Below are 16,003 nucleotides of genomic sequence, written 5' to 3' on the forward strand. Positions count from 1 at the left end.
AGCCGCACCGCACCAGCTCCACTCAGGCCGCTGCGGCTGCGACCCTCCAGATCCATCCGCGACAACGTCGTCACACATAAGGAACTCCATGAGCCAGACACTTCCGTCCGCCGGGCAGGGCACCGTTGCCCCGGCCGGGACGCCAAAGAAGGCAGCCCTCGCCAGCTTCCTGGGTAGCGCCGTCGAATACTACGACTTCTTCATCTTCGGGTCCGCCGCCGCACTGATCTTCCCCACGGTGTTCTTCCCGGACGCCGGGGCCAACGCGGCCGTCATGTCCTTCGCCACCTTCGGCTTCGCGTATGTGGCACGGCCGGTGGGCGCCGTCATCCTGGGCCACTTCGGTGACCGGGTGGGCCGGCGGAAGGTCCTGATGTTCACGCTGCTGCTGATGGGTGCCTCAACGTTCATCATTGGCTGCCTGCCCGACTTCAACACCGTGGGCTGGTGGGCTCCGGCCCTGCTGGTGCTAGCGCGGCTTTGCCAGGGCCTCTCCGCCGCCGGCGAGCAGGCCGGCGCATCCTCCATGACGCTGGAACACGCGCCGGACAACCGCCGCTCCTTCTTCACCTCCTGGACCCTCACCGGCACACAGGGCGGCCAGATCCTCGCAGCCCTCGTCTTCATCCCCGTTCTCGCCCTCCCGGACGAAATCAAGTACGGCATCGGCTGGCGCATCCCGTTCTGGCTCAGCGCCGTCGTCGTGATTGTTGCCTTCTTCATCCGGCGCACCCTGCACGAACCCCCCGCCTTCGAGGAAGCCCAGAAGACGGCCCAGATTTCCAAACTTCCTGTAGCCGATCTCCTCAAGGGACACTGGCGCGACGTTATCCGCGTGGTCTGCTGTGCCTTCATCGCCGCCGTCTCCACCGTGTTCGGCACCCTTGCCATCAGCTACGCCAAGACCGTCGCCGGTGTTGACGGCACGACTACGCTCTGGCTGGTAGTCGGCGCCAATCTGGTCGCTTTGGGCACCCAGCCGCTGTTCGGCAAGCTCGCGGACCGGATCGGCCGCAAACCGGTCTTCATCTACGGTGCCGTGGCCAGCGCCATCCTGACTCCGGTATTCCTGCTCAGCCTCGAATCCGGCAGCATCCCGCTGATGTTCCTCGCAGCCATCGGCTTCTTCGCCTTCGGCTACGCGGCCTCCAACGCGGTCTGGCCGTCCTTCTACGCCGAAATGTTCAGCACGAAGGTCCGGTTCTCCGGCTTGGCGATCGGCACCCAGCTGGGCTTCCTGATGGCCGGCTTCGCCCCCGCCATCGTGGCAGCCATGGGCGGCATCAGGCCCGGCGGCTGGGTCCAGATCAGCATCTTCACCGCTGTGATCTGCGGCATCGCGGCCATCTCCGCCCTGACGGCCAAGGAAACCTTCAAGGTCCCCACCAGGCAGCTCGGCCTTAAGTAACATCAGCCGCCGCGGGAAGCTGACGTTCCTGCCCAGTTGCTTACCGGAAAGCCCGGCGCGTCCCAGGACACGCCGGGCTTTTCCGTGCTCTCGCAGGAGCAACCGGGCTGGAACGCACGGCCGGGAACGTAAGGGCAATAACGTACGACGGCGGGCGGCGGGCTCGGGTGCCGCTGGTGAACTGAGTGCCTAGGGTCGGCCGGTCTCCAGGACCGAGGAGAGATCAAAGTTCACAGGCTCCTCGAGCTGGGCGTAGGTGCAGGACTCAGGATCCCGGTCCGGCCGCCAGCGGGAGAACTGGGCGGTATGGCGGAAGCGCTCGCCCTCCATGTGGTCGTACCTGACCTCCACCACCAGCTCCGGCCGCAGCGGTACGAAGGACAGGTCCTTGCCGGCGCTCCAGCGACTGCCTTCGGCTTTCCGCGGCGTCCGTTCGCCTTCCTCCTGCTTGGCCCATGCCCACGGATGCCCGTCGAAGTCGGTGACCAGCGGCTGCAGCTGTTCAAAAAGCTCCTGCCGGCGTTTCATCGGGAAGGCTCCGATCACGCCCACACTGGCCAGGCCGCCGTCGTCCTTGTACAGGCCGAGCAGGAGTGATCCAATGGCATCCGGGCCGCTCTTGTGCACCCGGTAGCCGGCCACCACGCAGTCGGCGGTGCGTTCGTGCTTGATTTTGAACATCACTCGCTTGTCCGGCTGGTAGCTGCCGTCCAGCGGCTTGGCCACAATCCCGTCCAGGCCAGCGCCCTCGAACTGCTGGAACCACTGCTCGGCGGTGGCCTTGTCCTGGGTTGCCGCGGTGACGTGGACGGGCGCCTTGCTGCCGGCGAGCGCCTTTTCCAGCGCTGCCCGTCGCTCGGCGAAGGGCCGGCCGGTGTAGTCATCGTCGTCCAGGGCCAGTAGGTCGAAGGCCACAAACTTGGCGGGGGTCTGTTCGGCGAGGAGCTTCACCCGGCTGGCGGCGGGATGGATGCGCTGCTGCAGGGCGTCAAAGTCCAGCCGGTCACCGGAAGCCCCCACCAGGACAATCTCGCCGTCTAGGACGCAGCGGGGCGGCAGGTTCTCCTTCAGGGCTTCCACAAGCTCGGGAAAGTACCTGGTCATGGGCTTTTCGTTGCGGCTTCCGATCTCCAGCTCATCGCCGTCGCGGAAAATAATGGACCGGAACCCGTCCCACTTTGGCTCATAGCTGAGGGCCCCGTCGGGCATTCCGCTGACGGCCTTGGCGAGCATGGGCGGGACGGGAGGCATCACGGGAAGTTGCATAGTGCCCATTGTTGCCCGGGAGGCCCGCCGGCGGTAGGCCTGAACTGGCACGATGCCCCAACGAGGGCCCCGGCGGGGTTTGACGCGTGGCATTCGCCGAATCCCCTGGTGCCGGCGGAAACGAATCGATCGCAGAGAACTAACCGGCATCTAACGTTGAGGAAACCAGGGCGCAACATTGCCCGGCCACACTGGAAGTGCCGGCAAGCCAGGCACCAGCTCCAGCCAGGAGGCCCAATGTTGAAGGAAGCCAAAGCCCATGTAACAAGAGTCCGCGCCCTGGACCAGCTCCACCGCGGCGATGAAATCGAGGCCCGCCTCTCTGTTGGCCCCAGCTACGACGACGTGGTCATCCGCCGTGGCCTAGTCCAGGAGACAGCACCGGGAATCGGCGTCGTCTGGATCATGGACCATCACACCGGCTCGCGGAAAGCGATCAATACGGACGAATGCAGCGTCTGGCGGATTGCCTGACCCAGGTTTACTGCCACGGCGGAGAACCTCCTTGCCGAATCTTGGACCATGGAATCTCGCACGACGGCGGGCGCAGTCAGTCAGGACTGCCCGCCGGACCGCCCGAGAGATATTTCGGCTCTAACCGCCGGCCACCGATTGGATGACCAGCACCTCCTGCCCGGGCGACACCTCGGTTTCCAGGCCCTGGAGCCGGCGCACCTCGTCGCCGGCAACGTAAATATTCACGTACCGGCGAAGAGCTCCGGTCTCGTCCCGCAGTCGCCTGGCCAGCACCGGGTAACCCCCGGTCACCGAATCCAGCAGTTTTCCCACCGTCACCGCCCCTTCGACGGGCGCAGTCAGGATGGACTGCCCGCCGGCCAAGGGCTGCAGGATGCTGGGAAGTACCACGCTGATGTCAGGCACCGCGGGCCGCTGCCGTTTCCGGAAGCTTCAGTCCGGCCCCGGAGACCAGGGCGGCGCGGACACACAGGACATCCGGGAGATGGCTGACAACCTCAGCAAACGTCTCCCCTTCATCTGCGCTTGCGTACACCGTGCCGCCGCGCGTTCCGAAGTAGACGCCGGCCGGCTCGGAGGAATCCACGGCCGCGGCGTCGCGGAGGACGCTGTTGTACTCCCTCTCGGGCAGGCCTGTATCGAGGCGCTTCCAGGTGGCCCCGGCATCGTCCGTTCGGTGTACGGCAAGCATTCCCTCGGGCGGGATCCGCTCGCCGTCGGCCTTGAGCGGCACAACCCAGGCGGTTCCTTCCCGCCGCGGATGCGTCAGCATCACAAAACCGAAGTCGGCCGGAAGGCCCTCGGCGATGGAGTTCCAGTTTTCGCCGTTGTCATCCGTGCGGTAGACGCCGTGGTGGTTCTGCGCGTACAGCCGTCCTTCCACCGCAGCATCCGCCGCGATCTTGTGGACGCACTGGCCGAACTCAGGATTGGGGTCCGGCATGAAGTGCGCCGAGATCCCTTTGTTGCGGGGCTCCCAGGACGCACCGCCGTCAAGCGAGCGGTATACACCGCCGGTGCTCATGGCGACGTGGACTTTGTCCCCGGCCGGATTCACCACGATGGAGTGAGCGGCGGCGCCGCCGTAGCCCGCACCCCAGTCGCTGCGATGAGGATGGTCCCAGAGCCCGCGGTTGAGTTCGAAATGCTCGCCGCCATCAGTGGATTTCCAGACTGAAATCGGTTCGGCGCCTGCCCACACCACCCCTGGCCGCGATTCTGCGTCCGGGTAGATCTGCCAGATGCGCTCCACTGCCGCGCCGGTGCCTTCGGGAAATTTGATGGCGCCCTGTTCAGGTTCGGTCCAGGTGGCGCCGAGGTCATCGGAGTGGGCCACCGTGGGGCCCCAGTGCTCGGACCTGACGCCAACCATGATCCGGGTACGGCCGTCCCGCGTGTCGATCCCGATGCTGGGGATTTCGCTCATCAGGAAATGCGGGCCGGAGAAGGACCATTTCTTCCGGTCCTGGCTCATGGCCAGCCAGAGGCCTTTTTTGGTCCCGATCGCTAAGAGAAAGTTATCTGCGGTTGCCATGCACCCCATGCAACCACCCCAGACGGAGGGCCGCAACGCTTTTCTTCGCTATGTGGACTGGTCCGAGTGTGTTGGTCCGGCGTGGACTGGACGCATGGGCCGTGCCGGCGGCGCCTGTTAGTCGACGAATTCGGACTGCGTCTCAATGAAATCCCAGTCGGCTTCGGTGAGGACAGCCGCCGGGGTGCCCGGATGCGGCCCGCCGGCTTCGGCGATGCCCTGCAGCACCGGTAGCGGCAGTTCCGCCGCACGGAGGTTTTCCCGCAGCCATTCCTTGGTTTCCAGGTTCAGATCCAGCCACCACATGTAGATTTCCATGCCGGTCACGCACCTTTCGTATGCTCCAACGTTAGGCGCCGCCGTGTCCACGTTCAAGGGTGGCAACACTCCAGTAGTGGGCTCCCATTTCCGCGTACAAGCAGGTATCGCCGCAGGTCAATGGGACAAAAAGACGAGTACACGGTACCCGCGACTGCCTCTTGCGGCCGCCCTAACCTGAAGCGACAAGCAAGTTGACCGTGCTGCTGGGGCACTCAGAGTCACCGCTACTCCCCCTCATCATGGTTCGTTTTAGACAATCTGGGGAGAAAACAATGAAACGTACCTTTGCAACACTGGGAGTTATTGGGCTAGGGCTAATCAGTCTGACAGCACCAGCCATGGCTGCTCCTAATATGGTCATCATCTGCCACGACGGCGCACAAACCGGAACGGGCTGGGGCGCAATTCGATTAAACGTGAACGGCCTGGCCGGCCACGACGGGCATCCCACAGACATCATTCCGCCGAACACGTCCGTACCAGGGGGGCTGAACTGGACGAACGCCGGAAAGATAACCTACATCGCCAACTGTGCCCCGCTGCCTCCGGGTGAGGAACCTCCGGTCTATCCGCCTGTCGACCCACCCGTCGTGGTGGACCCACCCGTCGTCGTGGTCGATCCTCCCGTCGTCGTGGTCGATCCTCCCGTCGTCGTGGTGGACCCACCCGTCGTCGTGGTCGATCCTCCAGCCGTCGTGGTCGACCCGCCCGCCGTGGTTGAAACGCCGGTGGTGGAGTCAGCGGTCGTTGTCCAGACGCCGGTCACCACAGTCACCCCCACCGTACAGACCCCCGCCGCACAGACCCCCGCCGCACCGGCGACGGTACAGACGCCGGCCGGCACCGGGGCATCGGCTGTCAGTCAGGGTACCAACCAGGGCTTCAACGCGCAGACCGCAGTGGGCGGAGCTGAGAGTGCTCCTACCTGGCTCGCGGGCCTGGGCGTGATGCTCGGCGCCAGTGCACTGGTGGCCGTACGCCGCAGGTCCCTGGAACCAAAGGCAGACTAGGCCCCAGCTCGGACTGGGCCGAGCTGACACGCAGGGGGCGCCCCGCCAACTCAAGGCGGGGCGCCCTTCCTGTAAGCACACTTTCCAACAGCCTGAGGAGCATCGTGGCAAAGCAATCCGGCCGGCACGAAGTGCCGAAACGGCGCCGCGGCCTGAACCGCGGAGACATCGCCATCCTGGCCTGCGGCGTCCTGGGCTTCGTGTCCTTCACGTTCGGTGGATCGCTGCTGGACCTGCATGGGGCCGCAACGCCGGGAACAAACGCTGCAGCCTACTCGTCCGGAACGTCGTCCATCCAACTGCCGTTGCCCCTGGCCGTTTCGGGCCTTCCGGTCGCACCGTCTGCACCGTCTGCACCGTCTGCACCGTCTGCATCCGTGCCAGCTGCAGCGGCGCCCGTGGCCACCGGGCCGGTCCTCCCGGAGGCTTCGGCCCCGCAGCGGATCGTCTATCCGAAAGCCGCGATGGACACGGCCGTGTATCCGCTGACGCCGGACAGCACCGCCGTCGAGAGCCAGACAATCGTGCCGCCCACCACCATGGACGGGTATTGGCTGACACCGTTCGGGACTCCCGGCAACGGGTCGGGCAACACCACCTACATCATCGGGCACAGCTGGGAGGGCCGGGACGCCCCGTTCAACCACCTCAGCTCCGCTGCCGTGGTCGGCGACACTTTCGACGTCGTCACCGCAACCGGCACCATCCCCTACCGCGTTGACAGTGTCACCACCTACCTCAAGGACAGTCTCAAAGACAGCCCCATTTGGGACATGGTGCCCAGCCGCGTGGTCCTGATCAGCTGCTACACAGAAGACCCGTGGGGGAAGAATGTGGTGGTCTCGGCGTCGCCCGCTGCCGGCTGAAACGTCCACTCGCCGAAGGCCCTGTTCAGCGGCGCCGTGCAGGCACAGAATGGTCCTATGAGTCCCGAACGATTCAGTGGTCCGCCTCCGTTGCTGGTGGGGGTGCTGCCCCATCAGCATTTGGAAGTGCTGAGGACCGCCACATCCCTGGCGGCCAAACTGGCAGCGCCGTTGCTGTGTGCCTATGTTGACGAGGCCAGCTACCTGGTGGAATGGGATCCGACCAGATCCGCGCACCGGCTGTCGCTGCACCCGGACAAGGACGACGACGACATCCGCTCGGTCACCACGGAACTCAGGGGAGTGATCGCGGAAGCCGTGGCCGACGCCGCGACGTCGGGCGCCCCCGTGGGCTGGACACTGCGGACCCTGGCGGGGGATCCGGGCCGCGCCCTCGCCCGGCTCGCCGCGGAAACCAACTCGCCCATGATCATCGTGGGAACGTCGGAGCGCGGCCTGTCCCACCGGGTCTCCGAACTGCTCAACGGATCCGTGGGACTCTGGCTCACGCATCATCAAAGCCGGCCAGTGCTGGTGGTTCCCTACCGCAGGCCGGCGCATCAGGACGATGCCTGAGCCGGTCACCTGAACCCGTCGCCCCGCCCCATCCGGGGCGGTTTTGGGTGACCGAAATAATAAAGCGAAAGTACTTATTCGAGGTGGTAGCGGACGGCCATACTGGCAAGTAAGCTAATTCAAGCAGAAGGATCCGGTCGCAACGGCCGGTGGATCTGCCCAAATGCTGCTCCGGAGTGCGTATCCCCCAATAACGCACTCCGGAGCTTTTTTGTGCCCTCCCACAACCGCACCTGCCAGGGTCGTGGCAAAGCATCCCCGAAATTGATACCCCCGGGGGGTACTTGCTATATACCCCCACCGGGTATATGTTGGCAGTATGGAAACTTCGCAGGAAACCTTGGCCACACCCACTGGTACCGCCCCGGCGCCTCCGCATGGCTACACCGCCAACAAAGAGGCATACCTGCGTAGGCTCAAGCGCATCGAGGGCCAGGTCCGCGGCATCGCCCGGATGGTGGATGAGGACAAATACTGCATCGACATCCTGACCCAGGTCTCCGCGGTCACCAAGGCTCTGCACGCCGTGAGCCTGGGACTCGTGGAAGAGCACATCGGCCACTGCGTTGTGGGTGCCGCCGGGGAACCCGATCCTGCCCTTCGCGCTGAGGCCATAGACGCCAAAGTCAAGGAAGCCACAGAGGCCATCGGCCGCCTCCTCCGCTGACCACCTGCCACTGACAACCGACCACCCATTCACGGCCGGCCACCGCCGGCCCTCTTGAAGGAGCCAGCCATGAGCACCACCTCCACCACCGTCAACGTGTCCGGCATGACCTGCGGTCACTGCATATCGTCCGTCAGCGAAGAACTTGAATCACTCGCCGGGGTTGAAACGGTCGACGTCGAACTCAACGCCGGCGGCATTTCCACCGTCACCATCACCTCAAGCCAGGAGCTGTCGCCGTCCGAGATCGGCGAAGCGGTCGCCGAAGCCGGCTACCTGGTTGTTGCCAACGACGCGTAGCGCTGTCCGATCAGGGGATCCCACATGAGCACAGACCATCTCCGTCACCAGCCCCAAAGCAGGGTGGTTGAACTGGACATCGAGGGCATGACCTGCGCCTCCTGCGTGAACCGCGTGGAAAAGAAGCTGGGCAAACTGGACGGCGTCGAAGCCTCGGTCAACCTGCCGCTGGAATCCGCCCACGTCACAGTCCCAGCCGGCATCACGGACCAGCAGATTGTAGACACCGTCAACGCAACGGGCTACAAAGCCACGGTCCGCCTCGCGCGGTACCCGAGCCAAAGTGCCGGCGACCGAACCGACGTGCTCGGCTCGATGTCCGCAGGCGGCGATGGCGGGGGCATGCGGCAGCATGCGTCTAAGATGGGCCCACGGGGGCAGGGTTCCTTGGCCGAGCTTGCGAGGCCAGGGGGCCGCCGGGGAGGCACGAGCGAGCATGCAGAGCATGTCTCCGACGGTGCCGCGCCTGACGACCGCCCGCAACATGGCGCCGAAGGCGGTGCGCTAAGTGACCACATGTCCCACGGCGGCAAGGCGGCCCAACTACGGCCAAGACTGATCCTCGCCGTGATACTGATGCTCCCCGTCCTCGCGATTTCGATGGTTCCGGCACTGCAGTTTCCCAACTGGGGCTGGGTGGCCGGGGCCTTGGCGCTTCCGGTGGTCAGCTGGGCGGCCTGGCCCTTCCACCGCGCTGCGGCCATCAATGCGCGCCACCTGGCGTCCACCATGGACACGCTGGTGTCGATAGGCGTCGCTGCCGCCTACCTGTTCAGCGTGTGGCAACTCGCCGTGGACCCCAGCATGACCGAACAGCCGGCCATGGCCGGAATGGACTCCGCCGGTCTCTATTTCGAAGTGGCCGCCGTGGTCACCACGTTCCTGCTTCTGGGCCGGTTCCTCGAAGCCAACGCCAAGCAGAAGGCCGGCGACGCCCTCAGAGCGCTGCTGAACCTCGGCGCCAAGGATGCCACCATCCTTCATCACGGCTCCGAACATAAAGTCCCCGCCGATCAGCTCCGCGTGGGAGACGTCGTGGTGGTCCGCCCGGGCGAAAAAATCGCCACGGACGGAGAGGTGATCGACGGCATTTCAGCTGTGGACGCATCCCTGCTGACCGGCGAATCCGTCCCGGTGGAGGTGGAGCCCGGGAGCAAAGTAACCGGCGCCACCATCAACACGTCCGGCCGGCTGCTGGTCCGGGCCACACGCGTGGGCTCCGAAACCACGCTGGCACAGATGGCCCGGCTGGTCTCGCAGGCACAGACTGGCAAAGCCCCCATCGCCCGCCTCGCCGACCGGATCAGCGCCGTCTTTGTCCCGATCGTGCTGGCCATCGCTGTGCTCACGTTTGCGCTGTGGCTTGCGTTCAGCGGCCCGGTGATTGAGCCTGCCGAGCTTAGGGCCGCCTTTACCGCCGCAGTCACTGTCCTTGTCATCGCTTGCCCTTGCGCCCTGGGGCTTGCCACTCCGGTGGGATTGCTCACCGGAACCGGACGGGGAGCCCAGCTGGGCATCCTGATTAAGGGCCCGCAGGTCCTCGAAGACACCCGCACGGTGGACACCATCCTGCTCGACAAGACCGGCACCGTCACCACCGGAAAACTCGCCGTGGGCAACACTCTCGCGTTTGACGGTTACCAGGGCGAGGAAGTGCTGCGGCTCGCGGGCGCCGTCGAAGCAGGCTCGGAGCACCCGATCGCACACGCCATCGCGGCCGCGGCTGTTGAGGCGCAAACAGGGCACGACGACGGCGGGCGGCTCCCCGCCGTCGAACACTTCCGTTCGGCACCAGGCGGCGGAGTGGTGGGAACCGCTGAAGGGCGAGTGATCCTGGCGGGCCGCACCGGCTGGCTCACGGAGAATAGCGTCCGCCCTTCCGGCGCGCAGCTGGAGGCGCTGGCCGAGGCGGAAGCCACCGGCGCCACGGCCATCTGGGTGGCGGTGGACGGCACCCCTGCCGGAATCATCAGTCTCCGCGACACCGTGAAGCCGGGATCCTCGGAAGCTGTGGCAAAGCTAAAGAAGCTCGGGTTGCGCCCCATTCTGCTGACCGGAGACAACGCCGCGGTGGCCGCGCAGGTCGCTGCCGCCGTCGGCATTTCCCCTGACGATGTTTATGCAGGTGTTCTGCCTGCCGGGAAGGTGGACGCCGTCCGTCGGCTCCAGGCGGGTGGGGCCATTGTGGCGATGGCCGGCGACGGCGTGAATGATGCCGCCGCGCTGGCGCAGGCTGACTTGGGCATCGCCATGGGATCCGGTACCGATGTGGCCATCGAGGCGGCGGACCTCACCGTCATGGGCAATGACTTGGGACAGGTGGCACAGGCCATCGAATTGTCCCGGCGGACGCTGGCCACCATCAAGACCAACCTGTTCTGGGCATTTTTCTATAACGCCATCGGCATTCCTGTGGCCGCCCTGGGCCTTTTGAACCCGATGATTGCCGGTGCCGCGATGGCGGCGAGTTCCGTCCTGGTGGTGGCCAACTCGCTCCGGCTGCGCAGCTTCGGCAAGTAAGTCCTCATGCGGACAGGTCCTCAGGCGGTGCCGAAGCGCACCGCCGCGCGGGCCTTCGCCTTGGCGGCCTCTTCGTCCCGGTGTTTGGCGGGAGAGTGGGTGACCAGCGAATCCAACAGGTGCTGGGTGATGTGGGCGATCTCGTGCACCGCCGCTTCGAAGGCGTCTTCGTTGGCCTTGGACGGCTTGGCGCTGCCGCTGACCTTGCGCACATACTGCAGCGCGGCAGCATGCACTTCCTCAGAGGTTGCGTGCGGTTCGTAATTGTGGAGGGTTCGGATATTCCGGCACATACAGCCATGCTAGGCTCTGGAACGCCTCGGATCGACCCCCAGCCCTGTACTGGATGCGGGTCCCGCGCCCATGGGGAGTGGTGCATGGGCAGCGGTGCCCATCGACAGTGTTTTGGGGCCGGGATAGGTTCTAGGTAATGGATCTTCCGGATCAGCCGGGGGCCGCTGGGGATGCCGATCTGGATCGGATCCAAGACAACGAGGAGAAAACTCATGGCTATTTGGGGCGCAGATGTAGAGCAGCTCAGGACTCTTGGCAGCAAGCTGCAGGCCGGTGCTGGCGAGATCGAGCAGCAGAGGTCCAACCTGTCCCGCGTGCTGGACAGCACCAACTGGGAAGGCCCTGACGCCACCCACTTCCGCGGCGAATGGTCAGGCACGCACACCGCGGCGCTGAACCAGGTCATCCAGGCGCTGAAGGATGCCGGCCAGAAGGCCACCAAGAACGCCAACGAGCAGGACCAGGCTTCACGCTAACCGCAGAAGCTCTGACGCGGGGGCCCGGACACAGCACAGTGTCCGGGCCCCCGCGGCATTTAACGGCTGTGCCAGCGGGTTATGGCACCTGTCCGTCAGGGCAAGGCAGCTGTCCTTCAGGTCAGGACAGCCGGCAATCAGGGCACAGGTTCGACGTCGTTCGCGTGGTCCAGCGGGGCGGGCGTCCCGCCAGTAGCTGGCGTTGCACCGGCGGCTGAAGCTGTACCGGACCGCAGCTCGTCCAGCCTAACCAGAACCACCCCGCCGACAATGAGGACGCCGCCCAGGAGTTGGATGGCGCCGGGCAGCTCACCCAGAAGCAGCCATGCCCAGATCACGGCGAACAGCACCTCGGTCAGCGAGACGAAGGACGCAACTTTGGAGCCAAGGGCGCGGGCAGCGACAATGCCGGAAACGTACGCCAGGACTGTTGCCAGAATGACCAGGCCACCCAAGGAGACCCACCAGGGCGTGATCCAGGGGCCAAGCCTGGTATCCGCGGTGCTGAAGGCCATGGGAAGCAGTCCCGTGGCGGCCGCCAGCCACATGACGGCTGCCCCCACCAGCAGCCCGACGGACGCAAGGACGATGGGCGGCAGGGAATCATTCTCCTTGGCCGTGATGAAGAAGTAGATGGCAAGGCATACGGCAGCGGCCATCCCCCACAGGACCCCGACAATGTCGATCTTGACCGTTCCGGTGAGGTCCAGCACGAGGACCAGGCCGCCGAGGGACAGCACTGTTCCGCCGAAGGTCAACGCCCGTGGCCGCTTCCTGCTGGCTCCCCATAGCCAAAGCACGATGAGGACGGGAGCCAGGTATTCAAGCAACAGCGCTACGCCCACGGAAAGGCGGGCTACGGCGTTGAAGTAGAACAGCTGGCACGCGGCCACACCGATCAGGCCGAAAAGGCCGATGGTGACCCAGTTGTCGCGCAGCTGGTACCACCGTCCGCGCAATGCCAGAATCGCAGGAATGGCGAGAATCAGCGCAGCACCGGTCAGGCGGGCCGTCACGGCAGCGCCCGGGGACCAGCCGGTTTCCAGGAGCGCCTTGGCGAATGAGCCGGAGAGCCCGAAGACAGCAGAAGAGAACAACGCGATTCCAAGACCGGAGCCAAGGAATCCGCCCGCGGCTGCGGGGTTAGGGGCGGCAGTCACCGACGCCTCCTGTCAGGAGTAAAGTAGGGTAATGGTCCTGACCCTACGCCCAGCCCCAGTAAGGAGTCAAGATGGTCTTTGCCCCTGACACCGAAATAGCTCTGCGCACCGTGGTCAACCTGATCAACACCGCCGCCAACGGCCATGAATCACTCGCCACGGTGGCGGACCTGGATCACTTCCTTCAGTCCGAAGGGTTCAGTGGATCCCGCGCCGGCGACGCAGCGGAAGTGGCAAGTGTCCACGAACTGCGCAGCCGGCTTGCCGCCCTGTGGACTGCAGACGAAGACTCTGCCGTGGCGGGCGTCAACCGCCTGTTGCGCGAGGCGAACGCACTCCCCCAGCTGATGAAACACGATGAGTGGGACTGGCATCTGCACGCCACTGCCAGGGACGCGCCGCTGGCAGAGCGCATGGGCACTGAAGCTGCCATGGCCCTGGTGGACGTCATCCGGAGCAAGGAGATGGACCGCCTGCTGGTGTGCGAGGCCGAGGACTGCGATGCCATGGTCTTGGACCTCAGCCGCAACCGGTCCAAACGGTATTGCGACACCGGGAACTGCGCCAACCGCGCGCACGTGGCAGCGTACCGCGCGCGGCAGGCTACGGTTCGCTGAGCCAGGGCCGGGCCCGGCGCGCGAGGAGCAGGCGGGCTAGGAGTCGCTGGTGCCGGGACTGTCAGCGTCCGGAGACTCAGGGGCGCCGCTGGCCTGGCTTGGGCCGTGTCCCCCGAATCCATGCGACGGCTTCCGCGCTGAACTCAGGTTGACGCCGGATCCCTTGCCCAGGTGTTCGGCGTTCTCCTTGTGGCTCATGGCCAGCATGGCGGCGATCACCAGCGTGACGATGAACGCGATGCCGGCGCCCGTGAAGGCGAGGTCGAACCGCGGGGTCTTCGAGCTGCCGCCGGAGGCGAAGATCAGCACCGCGACGAAGGCGACGACGGCCCAGAACGCAGAGAACATCAGCGGCCCCTTCACCGAGGTCCGCAGATTGCGCGGTTTTCCTGGTTTCTGGTCTGCCAAGATAGTTCCTCTCCTACAGCCATGCCGGACGGGCGTGCTGGTTCGAATGTGTACGGGGGTTGTTCCGGGCGTGTTTTCTACGCCGGGTAGAACCTTTTGCTTCTAGTTTACGGCTTCGCGGAGGCGGGCCGGGAATCGTGCCTGAGCGTCAGCCCGGACACGACCCACAGCACACCGGAGATGATGGCCCCGCCGCCGGCGACGCCAAGCAGGGCATGGGCTCCGAGGCTAATGAAAAAGGGCAGGAAGGCCGCAGTACCCAGGCCGATGACGCCCGAGGCCAGCCAGTCGCGGGCCAGCATGTGCCGGCCGCGATACCGGATTCCGCAGTACAGCTCAGCCGCCCCGGCCAGGCCAAGTCCCACCGCCGCGACGACGCCGAAGACGCGGTCCCCGTGAAGCAGCACCAAGGCAACACCTGCGCCTGCCAGGGCGGCCCCTGCGGCGGAGAGGATTTTGCCGGGCATGCGGTCACGCGGGTAGCCGGTCTTCGGGATGGCCCAGAGCACCAGCAGGCCCGTGACCAGCAGATACAGCCCGCCGGACCAGCCCATGACCTGGACCGATGGTCCGGCCCAGAAAATGGTCACGGCACCGAACACCAGTGCGGCCATGGCCCGGAGCAGTACCGGCTTCCACGGGCCTGCCTGCTGGGCGGTGCCTGCGGGAGCATCTGTGGGTGTCAATGGTTGGTTCACCGGTCCAGTTTAGTGGCCGCCGGCCCTATGGCGAACCCAGCACCATCCAGCGGTCCGACCGGGCGCGCAGGCCCAGCGTCACAGCCCGGGCGGCCATATAGCCCAGCGCAAAGGCGGCCCACAGCCAAACGAGGCCTGCAGCTGCGGACATGCCGGAGACGGCAACGGCCACGAGCATGGGGACGTAGGCGGCGAGGTTGACCACGCCCGCCAGCGCCAGGTACTTGGCGTCGCCGGCGCCGATCAGCACCCCGTCCAGGACAAAAACATAACCGGCAACGGGCTGACCGGCGGCCAGGATCCACAGGGCGTATGTCAGCACGGACTGGACGCCGGCGTCGGAAGTGAACAGCGCCCCCGCCCAGGGCGCAGCGACGGCCAGCAGGGCTCCCGTAACCACGCCGAATCCGACACCCCAGCGGATCATTGTCCGGGTCAGGTGCCGCGCCCTGACGGGGTTGGATGCGCCCAGTTCCTTGCCGATCAGGGCCTGGGCGGCGATGGCAAGGGCATCGAGGGCAAAAGCGAGGAACGAGAAGATGGTCATGGCCAGCTGGTGCGCCGCCAGGTTGACGGCACCCTGCCCCGTGACCACAAAAACCGTGGCCAGGATGGCAATACGCAGGCTCAGCGTGCGGAGCATGAGCCACGAACCGATCCGGGTCATCGCGCGGATACCGCTCCAGTCGGGCCAGAGGCTGATGCCGTGCCGGGCAGCATTTCGCTGGACAGTCACCAGATAGACGGCCGCCATGGCCCATTGCGCCACGCTGGTGCCTGCCGCCGAGCCCGCAACGGACCAGTCCAGCCCGTAGACCAGCCACAGGTTAAGGACAATATTCAGGGCGAAGCCTGCGGTGGCCACGAGCAGCGGTGTCCTGGTGTCCTGCAATCCGCGGAGGACGCCCGTGCCCGCAAATATGAGCAGCATTGCCACCAGGCCGGGCATGGACCAGCGCAGATAGTCAACAGCGAATGAACGCACGGCACCCTCAGCGCCCATCAGGGACACCAGCGGTTCAGCGGCCCAGAATCCGGCCACCGCCAGCACTATGCCCAACAGGAGTGCCAGCCAGACGCCGTCGCGCCCTGCGGCGAGTGCCTTGCCCAACTGGCCGTGTCCCATCGCGCGGGCCACCGCCGGGGTGGTGGAGTAGGCGAGGAAGACCATCAGGCCGACGGCGGTGTGCAGTACGGCGGAGGCGAGCCCCACGCCGGCCAGCTGGGCCACGCCAAGATGGCCCACGATGGCCGAATCCGCGAGCAGGAACAGCGGTTCGGCGATCAGAGCGCCGAACGCCGGCACGGCGAGCCGCAGGATTTCCCGGGCATGGCTGGCGGGACGCTGCACGGCAGCCGGGGCGGATTGGTTGGGCACAGTTTCAGCCTAACGGCCGGCACCGAC

General features: G+C 65.7%; 19 protein-coding genes. 10 read left to right on the forward strand and 9 right to left on the reverse strand.

Annotated elements, in window-relative coordinates; translation table 11 throughout:
* The first annotated feature begins 88 nt into the window (after positions 1-88).
* A complete protein-coding gene (locus ACQCSW_RS00640; protein WP_426989014.1) occupies positions 89-1,408 on the forward strand; it encodes an MFS transporter in 1,320 nt (439 codons plus the stop codon).
* A gap of 189 nt (positions 1,409-1,597) precedes the next feature.
* Here ACQCSW_RS00640 and ACQCSW_RS00645 read toward each other — a convergent pair whose 3' ends face one another.
* On the reverse strand, positions 1,598-2,674 hold the full coding sequence (locus ACQCSW_RS00645) for an ATP-dependent DNA ligase (RefSeq protein WP_426989016.1): 1,077 nt from the start codon (positions 2,672-2,674) through the stop codon (positions 1,598-1,600).
* Positions 2,675-2,911: 237 nt separating this feature from the next.
* Between ACQCSW_RS00645 and ACQCSW_RS00650 the strand changes: the two genes are divergently transcribed.
* Positions 2,912-3,148 (forward strand): hypothetical protein, encoded by a 237-nt coding sequence (locus ACQCSW_RS00650; protein ID WP_426989018.1) that lies wholly within the window; start codon positions 2,912-2,914, stop codon positions 3,146-3,148.
* 120 nt (positions 3,149-3,268) lie between these two features.
* Here the strand turns inward: ACQCSW_RS00650 and ACQCSW_RS00655 are convergent, their stop codons facing one another.
* From ACQCSW_RS00655 to ACQCSW_RS00665, 3 genes are all read right to left on the reverse strand, one after another.
* On the reverse strand, positions 3,269-3,556 hold the full coding sequence (locus ACQCSW_RS00655; protein ID WP_426989020.1) for a MoaD/ThiS family protein: 288 nt from the start codon (positions 3,554-3,556) through the stop codon (positions 3,269-3,271).
* Positions 3,549-4,694: a WD40/YVTN/BNR-like repeat-containing protein gene (locus tag ACQCSW_RS00660; protein ID WP_426989022.1), complete on the reverse strand. Its 1,146-nt coding sequence runs from the start codon at positions 4,692-4,694 to the stop codon at positions 3,549-3,551. Before ACQCSW_RS00660 ends, ACQCSW_RS00655 begins: the two co-directional genes overlap by 8 nt.
* Before the next feature lie 108 nt (positions 4,695-4,802).
* Positions 4,803-5,003 carry a hypothetical protein gene (locus ACQCSW_RS00665; RefSeq protein ID WP_354251246.1) on the reverse strand — a complete coding sequence of 67 codons (201 nt, stop codon included), beginning with the start codon at positions 5,001-5,003 and terminating at the stop codon, positions 4,803-4,805.
* Between the two features lie 341 nt (positions 5,004-5,344).
* On the opposite strand from ACQCSW_RS00665, the gene ACQCSW_RS00670 reads away from it, so the two are divergent.
* From ACQCSW_RS00670 to ACQCSW_RS00695, 6 genes are all read left to right on the forward strand, one after another.
* Entirely contained in the window at positions 5,345-6,016 is a 672-nt protein-coding gene (locus ACQCSW_RS00670; RefSeq protein ID WP_426989024.1) for a hypothetical protein, read from the forward strand.
* Between the two features lie 104 nt (positions 6,017-6,120).
* Positions 6,121-6,882 (forward strand): class F sortase, encoded by a 762-nt coding sequence (locus ACQCSW_RS00675; RefSeq protein ID WP_426989026.1) that lies wholly within the window; start codon positions 6,121-6,123, stop codon positions 6,880-6,882.
* 57 nt (positions 6,883-6,939) lie between these two features.
* The gene (locus ACQCSW_RS00680) at positions 6,940-7,458 is read left to right on the forward strand and encodes a universal stress protein (protein WP_426989028.1); all 519 of its coding nucleotides are present in this window, start codon (positions 6,940-6,942) and stop codon (positions 7,456-7,458) included.
* 319 nt (positions 7,459-7,777) lie between these two features.
* Positions 7,778-8,125: a metal-sensitive transcriptional regulator gene (locus ACQCSW_RS00685; RefSeq protein WP_426989030.1), complete on the forward strand. Its 348-nt coding sequence runs from the start codon at positions 7,778-7,780 to the stop codon at positions 8,123-8,125.
* A 69-nt stretch (positions 8,126-8,194) separates the two neighbouring features.
* On the forward strand, positions 8,195-8,425 hold the full coding sequence (locus ACQCSW_RS00690; RefSeq protein ID WP_426989032.1) for a heavy-metal-associated domain-containing protein: 231 nt from the start codon (positions 8,195-8,197) through the stop codon (positions 8,423-8,425).
* Between the two features lie 24 nt (positions 8,426-8,449).
* Complete coding sequence (locus tag ACQCSW_RS00695; protein WP_426989034.1) at positions 8,450-10,945, forward strand: heavy metal translocating P-type ATPase; 2,496 nt, start codon at positions 8,450-8,452, stop codon at positions 10,943-10,945.
* Positions 10,946-10,965: 20 nt separating this feature from the next.
* Here the strand turns inward: ACQCSW_RS00695 and ACQCSW_RS00700 are convergent, their stop codons facing one another.
* Positions 10,966-11,238: a DUF2277 domain-containing protein gene (locus tag ACQCSW_RS00700; protein WP_426989036.1), complete on the reverse strand. Its 273-nt coding sequence runs from the start codon at positions 11,236-11,238 to the stop codon at positions 10,966-10,968.
* A gap of 213 nt (positions 11,239-11,451) precedes the next feature.
* On the opposite strand from ACQCSW_RS00700, the gene ACQCSW_RS00705 reads away from it, so the two are divergent.
* On the forward strand, positions 11,452-11,715 hold the full coding sequence (locus ACQCSW_RS00705; protein ID WP_111908407.1) for a WXG100 family type VII secretion target: 264 nt from the start codon (positions 11,452-11,454) through the stop codon (positions 11,713-11,715).
* A gap of 137 nt (positions 11,716-11,852) precedes the next feature.
* On the opposite strand, the gene ACQCSW_RS00710 is transcribed toward ACQCSW_RS00705, so the two are convergent.
* Complete coding sequence (locus ACQCSW_RS00710) at positions 11,853-12,875, reverse strand: EamA family transporter (RefSeq protein ID WP_426989038.1); 1,023 nt, start codon at positions 12,873-12,875, stop codon at positions 11,853-11,855.
* A gap of 71 nt (positions 12,876-12,946) precedes the next feature.
* Between ACQCSW_RS00710 and ACQCSW_RS00715 the strand changes: the two genes are divergently transcribed.
* The gene (locus ACQCSW_RS00715; RefSeq protein WP_426989040.1) at positions 12,947-13,492 is read left to right on the forward strand and encodes a CGNR zinc finger domain-containing protein; all 546 of its coding nucleotides are present in this window, start codon (positions 12,947-12,949) and stop codon (positions 13,490-13,492) included.
* Positions 13,493-13,528: 36 nt separating this feature from the next.
* Here the strand turns inward: ACQCSW_RS00715 and ACQCSW_RS00720 are convergent, their stop codons facing one another.
* From ACQCSW_RS00720 to ACQCSW_RS00730, 3 genes are all read right to left on the reverse strand, one after another.
* Positions 13,529-13,900, reverse strand: a complete 372-nt coding sequence (locus ACQCSW_RS00720; RefSeq protein ID WP_426989042.1) for a hypothetical protein — start codon at positions 13,898-13,900, stop codon at positions 13,529-13,531.
* A 107-nt stretch (positions 13,901-14,007) separates the two neighbouring features.
* On the reverse strand, positions 14,008-14,598 hold the full coding sequence (locus tag ACQCSW_RS00725) for a hypothetical protein (protein WP_426989044.1): 591 nt from the start codon (positions 14,596-14,598) through the stop codon (positions 14,008-14,010).
* Positions 14,599-14,623: 25 nt separating this feature from the next.
* On the reverse strand, positions 14,624-15,976 hold the full coding sequence (locus ACQCSW_RS00730) for an MATE family efflux transporter (RefSeq protein ID WP_426989046.1): 1,353 nt from the start codon (positions 15,974-15,976) through the stop codon (positions 14,624-14,626).
* Positions 15,977-16,003 lie beyond the last annotated feature (27 nt).

Source organism: Pseudarthrobacter sp. Y6, from assembly GCF_050156205.1.
Classification (GTDB): domain Bacteria; phylum Actinomycetota; class Actinomycetes; order Actinomycetales; family Micrococcaceae; genus Arthrobacter.

What these genes read in the sequence shown, in the direction of transcription:
- ACQCSW_RS00640 (WP_426989014.1), top strand. Translation starts at nt 89, where the DNA reads ATGAGCCAGACACTTCCGTCCGCCGGGCAGGGCACCGTTGCCCCGGCC.
- ACQCSW_RS00645 (WP_426989016.1), bottom strand. Translation starts at nt 2,674, where the DNA reads ATGCAACTTCCCGTGATGCCTCCCGTCCCGCCCATGCTCGCCAAGGCC.
- ACQCSW_RS00650 (WP_426989018.1), top strand. Translation starts at nt 2,912, where the DNA reads ATGTTGAAGGAAGCCAAAGCCCATGTAACAAGAGTCCGCGCCCTGGAC.
- ACQCSW_RS00660 (WP_426989022.1), bottom strand. Translation starts at nt 4,694, where the DNA reads ATGGGGTGCATGGCAACCGCAGATAACTTTCTCTTAGCGATCGGGACC.
- ACQCSW_RS00665 (WP_354251246.1), bottom strand. Translation starts at nt 5,003, where the DNA reads ATGGAAATCTACATGTGGTGGCTGGATCTGAACCTGGAAACCAAGGAA.
- ACQCSW_RS00670 (WP_426989024.1), top strand. Translation starts at nt 5,345, where the DNA reads ATGGCTGCTCCTAATATGGTCATCATCTGCCACGACGGCGCACAAACC.
- ACQCSW_RS00680 (WP_426989028.1), top strand. Translation starts at nt 6,940, where the DNA reads ATGAGTCCCGAACGATTCAGTGGTCCGCCTCCGTTGCTGGTGGGGGTG.
- ACQCSW_RS00685 (WP_426989030.1), top strand. Translation starts at nt 7,778, where the DNA reads ATGGAAACTTCGCAGGAAACCTTGGCCACACCCACTGGTACCGCCCCG.
- ACQCSW_RS00690 (WP_426989032.1), top strand. Translation starts at nt 8,195, where the DNA reads ATGAGCACCACCTCCACCACCGTCAACGTGTCCGGCATGACCTGCGGT.
- ACQCSW_RS00695 (WP_426989034.1), top strand. Translation starts at nt 8,450, where the DNA reads ATGAGCACAGACCATCTCCGTCACCAGCCCCAAAGCAGGGTGGTTGAA.
- ACQCSW_RS00700 (WP_426989036.1), bottom strand. Translation starts at nt 11,238, where the DNA reads ATGTGCCGGAATATCCGAACCCTCCACAATTACGAACCGCACGCAACC.
- ACQCSW_RS00705 (WP_111908407.1), top strand. Translation starts at nt 11,452, where the DNA reads ATGGCTATTTGGGGCGCAGATGTAGAGCAGCTCAGGACTCTTGGCAGC.
- ACQCSW_RS00715 (WP_426989040.1), top strand. Translation starts at nt 12,947, where the DNA reads ATGGTCTTTGCCCCTGACACCGAAATAGCTCTGCGCACCGTGGTCAAC.